Below are 11,169 nucleotides of genomic sequence, written 5' to 3'. Positions count from 1 at the left end.
TTTCTCATAATCAAAACCTCCAATTTAAAATGTGAGGTTTATAGTATAGCATTTTTTTGATAATGTCCCAACATGTTGGGACATTATCAATCTTGTTACATTAAGACATTATCATATTTGAATCAGAAAATGTCGTTTTTTTAAAATAAAGGGTTGACGATTAATAAATCATATGATATTATAAATGGGCAGTCGATTGATGGGCCTGTAGCTCAGTTGGTTAGAGCGCACCCCTGATAAGGGTGAGGTCGATGGTTCAAATCCATTCAGGCCCACCATTGATTAATTGCATTTATATATGGGCCTGTAGCTCAGTTGGTTAGAGCGCACCCCTGATAAGGGTGAGGTCGATGGTTCAAATCCATTCAGGCCCACCATATATAAGTATTGGGGCCTTAGCTCAGATGGGAGAGCGCCTGCTTTGCACGCAGGAGGCCAGCGGTTCGATCCCGCTAGGCTCCACCATGTGAAATATAAGTCTGCTTAGGCAGATTTTTTTGTTTATATAGGAGTTTTTATGGAAGATAAATTAATTGTTTTAATAGCTTCATTTTATCTTTATTGCTTGTGTGGCTGGATTTGGGAGTCAGTTATTTTGCCACTTTCAAGAAAACAACAACCTTATAATCGTGGCTTTTTAAATGGGCCCTGGATTCCTATTTATGGCTTTGGTGCTATTTTAGTAATTGTTTTATTTGATATTCGTCAGGTCAATTATCCGATTTATACGTTATTTATTAATGGTGGGGTTGTAGCATGTTTGTTGGAATATGTTACTTCGTATGTTATGGAAAAATTATTTCATCGTCGTTGGTGGGATTATAGTCATCGTCCATTTAATGTAAATGGGCGCATCTGTTTAGAAGGGTTTGTCTGTTTTGGTTTGTTTAGTGTTGTAGCAATTGATTATGTACAACCGTTTTTAACAAGAGTTTTAAATCGATTTGATGAAAATATTTTGTTGTTAATTATTATTTTCTTGACGGTAGCTTTTATTGTTGATGTAATTGTATCTGTTAAGGTGGCATTGGCAATTGATGAAAAAGTGGAATTGTTTAAATTGCAGCTGGAAGATAAAGAAATGCAGTTATTGAAAAATTTTCAAGAGACGCAAAAGGAAGTGCACCAGTATTTTAAACGTAATGCCATGCTATTTCAACGACATCAAATTATTGTTAGGAATTTAAGAAAACAAAAGGCTGATTTGAATTATTCATATCGTCGTTTAATTAAGGCGTTTCCAGAATTGTTAAAAAGAAAAAAGGATGACTAAAAGAAGATGAAAAAAGAAAATTATATTGTCAAAACATTAAATGGGATGGCTTATGGCTTTTTTTGCAGTTTGATCATTGGTACGATCTTAAAGCAGCTGGGAGCTTTTACTGGAATAGAACTGTTAACCAGTTGGGGAAATATTGCCGGTTATTTAATGGGTCCGGCAATTGGAGCAGGAATAGCATATACGATTGATGCTAAAGGGTTAAATTTAATTGCTGCGATTATTGCGGGAGCAATTGGGGCTGGAACATTTGAAAATGGAGTAGCTTCTGGAAATCCAATTGGTGCTTATCTAGCGGTTATTGGAGCGGTAGAAGTTACCCGTTTAATTCAAGGGAAGACCCCGTTAGATATTTTGCTGGTACCGTTTTGTTCTATTGCAATAGCGGGGTTACTGACGATTTTTGTTGGTCCCTATCTTACAGCATTTATTGATGCAATTGGAAAATTGATTAATCAAGGGGTAACGATGCAGCCATTATTGATGTCGATTGTTGTAGCGGTGGTGATGGGAATGGCTTTGACGGCCCCAATTTCTAGTGCTGCAATTGGGGTGATGTTAGGTTTAAATGGTTTAGCAGCGGGGGCTGCTTTGGCAGGATGCTGTTGTCAAATGTTAGGATTTGCAGTGATGTCGCTTGAGGATAATCATATTGGAGATGTTATAGCGATTGCTATTGGTACGAGTATGCTGCAGTTTAAAAATATTGTTAAACATCCAGTTATCTGGTTACCACCAATTTTAGCTAGTGTAATTGTTGCTCCGCTTGCTACTTGTTTATTGCAGATAAGATGTAGTGCAATTGGCTCTGGTATGGGAACGGCTGGATTAGTAGGAATTTTAGAGGCAGTAAGTGTTATGGGTAGTAGTTACTGGTTACCGATTATTGTAATTGATATTATTGCTCCGGTAGTGATTACATATGGAATTTATCGGTTTTTTAGAAAAATGAAATATATAAAAAAAGGTGATTTAAAGCTAAGTCAATTATGATTTAGCTTTTTTGTTAATGTTAAGTTTATATTGATAGTGTATTATTGAATTTGTGATTAAAATACACTAGGATTAAAATAAGACAAATAAATCGATTTGTTGTTAATAAAATTATTAAAGGGGTTGGTATAGTGTTACAAATTAAGAAAATCTGTAAACAATATAAAACTGGTAATCTGATCCAAAAAGCACTTGATGGAGTTAGTTTAAATTTGCGCGATAATGAATTTGTAGCGATTTTAGGGCCTAGTGGCTCTGGAAAAACGACGCTGTTAAATATTATCGGTGGTTTGGATCGTTATGACAGTGGAGATTTGATTATTAATGGAATTTCAACTAAGAAATATAAAGATCGTGATTGGGATTCATATCGTAATCATACGATCGGGTTTGTGTTTCAAAGCTATAATTTAATTCCACACCAAACGGTTTTATCAAATGTGGAGCTGGCTTTAACGATTTCTGGAGTTTCTAAATCTGAGCGTCGCCAAAGAGCTAAACGAGCATTAGAGCAGGTTGGCTTAGGAAATCAAGGCCATAAAAAGCCTAGTCAAATGTCAGGAGGCCAGATGCAGCGAGTTGCTATTGCTCGAGCGTTAGTCAATGATCCGGATATTTTACTAGCCGATGAGCCAACAGGAGCTTTAGATAGTGAAACTAGTATTCAGGTTATGGATTTGTTAAAAGAAGTAGCTAAGGATCGATTAGTTGTTATGGTTACTCATAATCCTGATCTGGCTAAGCAATATGCTACTAGAATTGTAGAGTTAAAGGACGGAGTTATTTTAAGTGATTCTAATCCTTTTAAAGTTGATGAAAAATATAAAAAAGCCAAACATCAAAATATGGGTAAATCATCAATGTCGTTATTAACGTCGTTATCGTTAAGTTTTAATAACTTAAAAACTAAAAAAGCAAGAACGATCTTAACATCTTTTGCTGGATCAATTGGAATTATTGGGATTGCGTTGATTTTATCGTTATCCAATGGGGTCAATCAGTATATTCAATCAATTGAAAAAGATACCTTATCTGAATATCCGTTGCAGATTCAAAGCTCTGGCTTTGATTTAAGTGCTATGCTGGATGCTGGTGGTAATGGTGATGATAAAGAAGAAGGAGAAGTTGAAGTTTACCAAATGCTTACAAATATGTTTTCTAGAGTTGGATCGAATGATTTGGCTTCTTTAAAACAATATTTAGATAGTGGCGATAGCAAGATTGAAAACTATACTAAATCAGTAGAATATACTTATAACATTGCTCCGCAAATTTATAGTAGTGATAGTTCTAATGTACGGCAGGTACATCCCGATCAATCATTTGCCAGTTTAGGAATTGGTTCTTCATCTAGTTCTAATAGTATGATGTCATCGATGATGAGTACTGATGTTTTTTATCAAATGCCAAGTGATGACGAATTGTATAAAGATCAATACGAAGTTAAAGCAGGGCATTGGCCTAAAAATTATAATGAATGTGTTTTAGTTTTGACGCAAAATGGCAATATTAGTGATTTTATGCTTTATACTTTAGGTTTAAGAGATTATTCGGAATTGGAAAATATGATAACTCAGTTTTCAAAGGAAGAAACCGTAACTGTACCTGATGATATACAGGCGTATTCATACGATGATATCATAGGGATAAATTTTAAATTGGTTTCTGCTGCTGATTATTATCAATATGATCAACAATATAATGTATATCGTGATAAAACCGATGATAGTGCTTATATGCAGCAACTGATCGATAATGGTGAAGATTTGAAGATAGTTGGTATCGTACAACCAGTAGATGGGGCAACTGCGACAATGTTGCAAAGTGGAATCAGTTATTTACCGGATTTAACTAATCATGTAATTGATCAGGCCACCAATAGCGAAATTGTTCAAAAACAATTAGCTAATCCTGATATTGATGTCTTTACGGGACGGAGTTTTGATGATACTAGTAGCTCTCAAATCGATATGAGCAGTTTATTTACTGTTGATGCTGATATATTACGAAGTGCTTTTAATATCGATCAAAGTAAATTAGCGATGGATCCAAGTAGTTTGAATCTGGATTTAAGCCAAATTCAATTAGATACATCATCATTGCCAGCAATTGACACTGATAGTTTGCTTAGTAATATCAATGTTACTTTATCGCCAGAACAGATTCAAAATTTGAGTCAAAGTATTTTAACTGATTTTCAAAATTATTTAGCTGATAACAATTTATCGGATCCAACGAAGATGAATGAATATTTCCAGGCTTATTTGCAAACAGAGCAGGCGAATACTTTAATTCAGGCAACAATGGCTAACTTTTTACAGGAAAGTGGTTTTGTAGAGCAATTTTCGGCTAATTTACAGGCTCAAATGCAAACGATAATGAGTCAATATAGTGCCACTTTGGCTAATTCGTTACAGCAGCAAATAACGGCTGCTATCAATCAGCAGATGAGCAATATGGTTAGTTCTTTCCAAGATGCCATTACGATCGATACTAGTAAATTTGCTCAGGCAATTAAGATGAATATGAATGAATCGGAATTAACTGAGTTGATGATGTCTTTAATGACTAGTGAAACATCATCTTATGAAAATAATCTAGCTAATTTGCAATATGTAGATTTTGATCAGCCAAGTTCAATTAATATTTATCCAATTGATTTTGAAAGTAAACAAGAAGTAATTAATATTTTGGATCAATATAATGCAAATATGGAAAAAGTTGATGAAGATAAAGTAATTACTTATACTGATTACGTTGGAACTCTAATGTCTTCCGTAACAGATATTATTAATGTTATCAGTTATGTTTTAATCGCTTTTGTGGCGATTTCGTTGGTTGTTTCTTCAATTATGATTGGAGTTATAACTTATATTAGTGTTTTAGAGCGAAAGAAAGAAATTGGAATTTTAAGAGCTATCGGTGCTTCTAAACGTAACATTTCTCAAGTATTTAATGCTGAGACATTTATCATTGGTTTATTTGCCGGGCTTTTAGGAATTGTTGTTACATTATTGCTATTGATTCCAAGTAATATCGTAATTCATGATATCGCTGGAACTACAGCAGTTAGTGCTTCGCTTCCGGTAGCTGGTGGCGTTATTTTAGTGGCTCTGAGCGTTGTTTTAACATTGATAGGTGGTTTAATACCTGCTAAAAAAGCAGCGTTAGAAGATCCGGTAACGGCTTTAAGAACAGAATAAAAAACAGAGAAGGGCGACCTTCTCTGTTTTGTTAATTATCCATTTGGAATAATGAAATAATTTCATCGGTAGTCATTGACGTAATGCTGTTTTGACTGTTTTCAATAAAGATGTTTGATAAATCTTGTTTTTGAGCCTGTAATTCTTGAATCTTTTCTTCAATACTATTTTTCATAATTAGTTTATAAACTTGAACGCTGTTCGTTTGTCCGATTCGATAAGCGCGGTCAGTAGCCTGATTTTGAGCCGACATATTCCACCATGGATCGTAATGGATAACGATTGATGCTGCGGTAAGGTTCAAACCAGTACCCCCAGCTTTTAATGAAATTAAGAATACGGTAGTATTGTCTTTTTGAAAAGCATTAACAAGCTGATGGCGTTTGATTTTGTTTGTTGCCCCAGTTAAAACATAATATGAGATATTGTTTTTTCGTAATTCCTTTTCTAATAAATCTAATGAAGTAGTAAAAGATGAAAATAACAATACTTTTTGATTATTTTCTTTAGCTTTTTTAATAATATCTAAGCAGGCACACATTTTAGAACTAGGCTGGTCAACTTCATTATAAAGAATACGACTATCACAACAAAGTTGCCGTAATCGTGTCATCATTGCTAATACTTGAATGTGGTCAAAATGTTTAACATCAAGAGCTTGTTGTAATTTATTGTTAATTTGACTTAAGTTAGCTAAGTATAAGCTTTCTTCTTCCTTTGAAAAAGCAATTTTTATTGTGTTTTCAACTTTTTCAGGTAATTCTGATAAAACTTGTTGTTTGGTTCGTCTAAGAATAAAAGGCTCGACCATTTTCTTTAAACGTTCTTGAACTTCCTGATCTTTTTGATAGATAATCGGACGTTCAAAATGTTCTTTAAAATAATGATAATTATAAAGATAATTAGGCATTAAAAAATCAAAGATTGACCAAAGTTCGGCTAGTGAATTTTCAATTGGCGTTCCCGTTAAAGCAAAATGGTGAATTCCTTTTATCTCTTTAACCGCTTTAGCATTTTTAGTTGTTTGATTTTTAATATATTGGGCTTCATCTAAAATAACATATTCGAAATTAAAATCTTGATATAACTGATAATCACGACGTAAATAATCATACGATGTAATGACAACGTTATATTTATTAATCTCGTTAATTAATTTTTGTCTTGTCGCTAAATTTCCGGTGATACAAGTGACTTTTAAATCAGTAGAGAATTTATTGATTTCATCTTGCCAGTTTAAAATCAAAGTAGCTGGAGTGATGACAATACTAATTTTATCTTGCACATCTTCCAAAGCGGCAATCATCTGTAATGTTTTTCCTAACCCCATATCATCAGCTAAAATACCGCCGAATCCATATTCGCTCATTGTTTTGATCCAACGATAACCTTCTTTTTGATAATCGCGAAGAATATTATCATAAGCTGGATTGATTGGATATTCATTGACCGTGCAGTTAGTTAAACGATCGATCAGGTTTTGATATTGTTGATCACGACTAAATTTAATGGTTTTATTATCTAATGCTAATTGATTTAAATATAAAGCTTTAGATTTATCAACTAATATTTTTCCATCTTCAACATCGGCGCTATCAATGTTTAAATCTTGAATCAGATTATAAGCTTCACTGATACTTTGATCTTCCAGGTTAATAAACTCACCATTTTTTAAGCGATGATAAGATTTATGTTTTTGATATGAATCTAAAATTCCCTGAATTTCATCTCTAGCAATATTGATACTGTTTAAATCAATTTCCAATAAATCATTTCGTAAGCGAATACCAATACTAAATGAAACATTTTTAGGCTTATTAATGTTTTTAATATCCTCACTGACAAAGACATCACAGTATTGATTTAATTTTGGTAAGACATTTTTAATAAAATTATAAATATCTTCATCATTATTAGTAATCATATACATATTGGTCAGTTCATCATAATTGGCATAATCTTCAATCAAAGCGATAGCTTTATCGACTTTTAATGGCAATTTAGTTTCATAACTATCAATATACTTACCGTCAAACAGAATATTTCCATCTTCGTCGCGATATTCCAAATTTAAAGTTAAATCACCAAAATTATTGATATCAACATATGTTAATAGCGTAATTACACTTGGTAAATAATCATCAATATTTTCACCAGTAATTGAAATATACGGTAAGATTTGATCAATAATATATTTGCCAAAATAACCAAAGTCTTCTTTATTGACGATGATATTTTCTTTAACTAAAACTTGTAATATTCTTTTGGTTATTTGTGACATTTTAAAACTATAACGATTTAATACATTATTGTCTAAACAATAAATATATTGATTACCAATGATCAATTCACCATCAGATACTTGTAATGAAAGTTCAAAATAATCCTCTTTATCTTCAATATTGATAGAAAGATTATCATGATCGATAGTGGTAAATAAAATGTTAATATCTAGGTTAGTCAGATATAATTCAAAAAAGTCATCAATATTATATTTATTGATTTCAATTGAACGATTACGGTCAATTGAATCAATAAAATCACTATTATCATGGATAAAACTGATTTGTTTTAAAGCACTGGCACTAAATTGATTACGGTTATGATCAGTTGTTAAAGTACTGCCATAAGTTGTGATACGATGATATCGAAAATCTTCAATAAACTCTTTTAAATTTTTGATAACATAATTTTTTTTATCACCGATACGATATGAAATTAATAAGCGATTAAATGAGTAAACAACATTTGGATATAAATTAATGGTACTTTTAGTTAATGTTGGTTTTTGATCATTTGAATACGAATCAATTAAATCTTGAGCTACCTGGATTTTTGATTGAATTAATTTTTCTTCCTGAATTCTTTCAAAAGCTTCTATTTTAGCTTGGTATTCCACTTTTTGATTAAACTGAAAAGGAATATCAGACATTTCTAAACTATAAAATTTTAATAATAATACCCCAATATGACCACAGGCTAATTTATTTTCCTGACAATCTGTACAATCACACACAAAATTAGTTATTTTCCCACTGGTATCAACAATAATATGGCAATTATGACTATGGTTGCTTATGGTTACTTGACCATCAATATGGTAAGTATTTCCTTGCTTAATAACAGCCATATTAGAGATGACATTATCTTTATAATACTTACGAGCATTTTCCCAGTTTTTTTCATTAAAAATTCTATTTATTTCATCATCTTTAACGTACATGCGATTCCCTCCGATATTTAATTATAACATTATTTTTGAGTATTCCCAAATAGAAAATAGATAAAAATATTTCATCTCCGTTATAAAAGTGCTATAATATATTTACAGTTTTTGCCGGCATAGCTCTAACGGTAGAGCAATCCACTCGTAATGGATAGGTTGCTGGTTCGAATCCAGTTGCCGGCACCATTTATAACTAGAGTTAGATCTAGTTTTTTTATTATATTGATGAAAGGATAAAAGTATGAAAGAAATAGATATTTATTCATATCAATGTGGTGTTATGGATTGTTTTGCTGAAATGGTTAAAGCTGGAGTTAAAAAAATAGCTTTAGCTCATCCTTGGAAAACAATTGAAGAACGTGAAACATATCTGCCATTTGTAAAGCAAATTTGCCAACAATACCAAATTTCTTATTATTTAGACGATGATCCTTTAATCACGGATCTATTTCCAATGTCAATGAATAAAGACACTTTTAATATTATTTTCTATCGTAATAAAGAAGATATTCTAAAATATCAAGAATACAAAAAAATAAAAAATGAAGCAATCAAAAACAATCAATATGCCAGTAAAAGATATGAACTGGCAAAAGCATATGGTAGTTTATTAGGATATAGTCAAGAAACAATTGATGAATATATCAAAAATAATCATGAAAAAGAAGAATTTTAAAAGCAGCACTTATAATTTATGGTGCTGCTTTAAATGTTCTAGCAAAGCTAAACAACCTTCACTAATATCATCATACGTTTTATCAAAATTATGAGTATACCAAGGATCAGCAATATCGCGGGGATTTTGACTAAAATCTAAAAGACGATAAATCTTGTTTTGTAAGTCATCACCAACGATATCTTGAATATCTTTGACATTTTTTGTTTCCATTCCGATTAAATAATCATATTGATTATAATCGGATTTTTTTAATTGAGCTGCAATCTTTCCATTGGTAGAGATATTATATTGTTTAAGTTTGTTTTGGGTGCCACGATGAACTGGCATACCAACTTCGCCCCAAGTTCCAGCTGAAGCAATGAAAAATTGATCAGCTAGATTTTCTTTGGTAACTAAATCTTTAAAAACAAATTCGGCCATTGGTGAGCGGCAAATATTTCCTAAACAAACAAATAGAATTTTAATCATCTAAAATTGCTCCTTTATACGAAAAAAGATGAACTCGGTTCATCTTGGTAACTTAGAATGGTGACCCGCAGGCGATTCGAACGCCTGACCCTCTGATTAAAAGTCAGATGCTCTACCGACTGAGCTAGCGGGTCGTGTTTTTCAAGTGCTTAATAAAGATATCACATTTTTTGGTATCTGTAAAGAATTTTTTTAAAATATTTCTTTTCTACATATTTTTAGTATTTATTATGCTTAAATTATTTTTAGGTGATGGTATGAAAATGAAATATTCTTTATTGATAATTGTTTTACTATTAACTAGTTGTACTGGTAATGACGTACAAGAAGTTAGTTATGAAAATGATGAAGAAATGACAAAATTAACTATTGATAAAAATCAGAATGATTTTAATAATGATGAAACTGGAAAAAGACAATTATTGACATTAATGGCTAATAGTGCTGATTATTATCATTATCTAAGTGGTTCAATGATAGTAACTCAAACTTATCAAGGCAATAGTATTCAATATAAATATCAGTTTCAAATAAATTTGGATAATTATCATAGTTATATTTATCAAATTGCTTCTAATTCTTTAAAAGAACAATTTTATTTTCGAGATCAAGAAAAAATGTATTTTTATTATGGCAATTTAGAACAATTAGAAACAGAAACTTTATCAAAGTTGCAAGAAGAAAACTTACTAGTAATAGAAAAGGTTCCTCGAGATGATATATTATATCAAAATTCAGACCAATCCTTAGAACAAAGAATAGCTGATTTAAATAGTACGCGAGTTCCGCATGATTTATTTGGTGATGTTGCACCATACGTTTTTCCAGAAGAAATAGCTTTGTATCAACTAGGTCTTAATTATAACAATTATCATCTTAGTAATGCGAGTTTTTTAGAAAAAGAAACATTTTTAGTTGAAGGAAGCATTAATCAAGAATATTATAATCCGGGTTCAATTTCAATGATTGTCGATAAGCAAACAGGAATTTTACTTAAATACCAATATACTGCTGATATTAGTTCGGTAGAAATGGTCATGGAAGAGCTATTAATCGACCAAGCTGCTGATGAAGATTATTATTTAAAATATATCAAAAAGATATAAAAATAAACTTTTTACAAAAAAATATATTTTTTTTCAAAAAAGGGTTGCATTAAAAGTAGGATAATGCTACTATATTAGAGCGCTAAGTTGCTTGAATAGCTCAGTTGGTAGAGCAATCGGCTGTTAACCGATCGGTCGTAGGTTCGAGTCCTACTTCAAGCGCCATGTGGCCTGTTGGAGAAACGGTTAACTCACATGCCTTTCACGCATGCATT

At 31.8% G+C, this 11,169-nt stretch carries 7 protein-coding genes and 6 tRNA genes; 10 read left to right on the top strand and 3 right to left on the bottom strand.

Features of this window, described 5'->3' with window-relative positions; translation table 11 throughout:
• Nucleotides 1-201 precede the first annotated feature (201 nt).
• The 6 genes from Q0K54_RS01315 to Q0K54_RS01290 all read left to right on the top strand — a co-directional run bounded on the left by Q0K54_RS01315 (nucleotide 202) and on the right by Q0K54_RS01290 (nucleotide 5,475).
• Nucleotides 202-278: transfer RNA gene (locus tag Q0K54_RS01315), tRNA-Ile, on the top strand.
• Nucleotides 279-300: 22 nt separating this feature from the next.
• Nucleotides 301-377: transfer RNA gene (locus Q0K54_RS01310), tRNA-Ile, on the top strand.
• A gap of 12 nt (nucleotides 378-389) precedes the next feature.
• Nucleotides 390-465 (top strand) — tRNA-Ala (locus Q0K54_RS01305).
• A 52-nt stretch (nucleotides 466-517) separates the two neighbouring features.
• Complete coding sequence (locus Q0K54_RS01300) at nucleotides 518-1,273, top strand: putative ABC transporter permease (RefSeq protein WP_294578036.1); 756 nt, start codon at nucleotides 518-520, stop codon at nucleotides 1,271-1,273.
• 6 nt (nucleotides 1,274-1,279) lie between these two features.
• Complete coding sequence (locus Q0K54_RS01295) at nucleotides 1,280-2,272, top strand: PTS transporter subunit IIC (protein WP_294578035.1); 993 nt, start codon at nucleotides 1,280-1,282, stop codon at nucleotides 2,270-2,272.
• 131 nt (nucleotides 2,273-2,403) lie between these two features.
• Nucleotides 2,404-5,475, top strand: a complete 3,072-nt coding sequence (locus Q0K54_RS01290; RefSeq protein WP_294578034.1) for an ABC transporter ATP-binding protein/permease — start codon at nucleotides 2,404-2,406, stop codon at nucleotides 5,473-5,475.
• Nucleotides 5,476-5,506: 31 nt separating this feature from the next.
• Here the strand turns inward: Q0K54_RS01290 and Q0K54_RS01285 are convergent, their stop codons facing one another.
• Nucleotides 5,507-8,698 (bottom strand): DEAD/DEAH box helicase, encoded by a 3,192-nt coding sequence (locus Q0K54_RS01285; RefSeq protein WP_294578033.1) that lies wholly within the window; start codon nucleotides 8,696-8,698, stop codon nucleotides 5,507-5,509.
• Between the two features lie 113 nt (nucleotides 8,699-8,811).
• Here Q0K54_RS01285 and Q0K54_RS01280 point away from each other — a divergent pair.
• Both Q0K54_RS01280 and Q0K54_RS01275 read left to right on the top strand, forming a co-directional pair.
• Nucleotides 8,812-8,887: transfer RNA gene (locus Q0K54_RS01280), tRNA-Thr, on the top strand.
• Between the two features lie 55 nt (nucleotides 8,888-8,942).
• Nucleotides 8,943-9,377, top strand: a complete 435-nt coding sequence (locus tag Q0K54_RS01275; protein WP_294578032.1) for a hypothetical protein — start codon at nucleotides 8,943-8,945, stop codon at nucleotides 9,375-9,377.
• A gap of 9 nt (nucleotides 9,378-9,386) precedes the next feature.
• On the opposite strand, the gene Q0K54_RS01270 is transcribed toward Q0K54_RS01275, so the two are convergent.
• A complete protein-coding gene (locus tag Q0K54_RS01270; RefSeq protein WP_294578031.1) occupies nucleotides 9,387-9,848 on the bottom strand; it encodes a low molecular weight protein-tyrosine-phosphatase in 462 nt (153 codons plus the stop codon).
• Between the two features lie 58 nt (nucleotides 9,849-9,906).
• Nucleotides 9,907-9,982, bottom strand: a tRNA-Lys gene (locus Q0K54_RS01265).
• Nucleotides 9,983-10,105: 123 nt separating this feature from the next.
• Here Q0K54_RS01265 and Q0K54_RS01260 point away from each other — a divergent pair.
• Both Q0K54_RS01260 and Q0K54_RS01255 read left to right on the top strand, forming a co-directional pair.
• The gene (locus tag Q0K54_RS01260; protein WP_294578030.1) at nucleotides 10,106-10,954 is read left to right on the top strand and encodes a hypothetical protein; all 849 of its coding nucleotides are present in this window, start codon (nucleotides 10,106-10,108) and stop codon (nucleotides 10,952-10,954) included.
• Nucleotides 10,955-11,043: 89 nt separating this feature from the next.
• Nucleotides 11,044-11,119: transfer RNA gene (locus Q0K54_RS01255), tRNA-Asn, on the top strand.
• The last annotated feature ends 50 nt before the right edge of the window (nucleotides 11,120-11,169 follow it).

It is taken from the genome of uncultured Thomasclavelia sp., from assembly GCF_944324745.1.
Lineage (GTDB): Bacteria > Bacillota_I > Bacilli_A > Erysipelotrichales > Coprobacillaceae > Thomasclavelia.
Note: the sequence above shows the minus strand (reverse complement) of the source record. Positions and strands in the feature narration are given on the sequence as shown.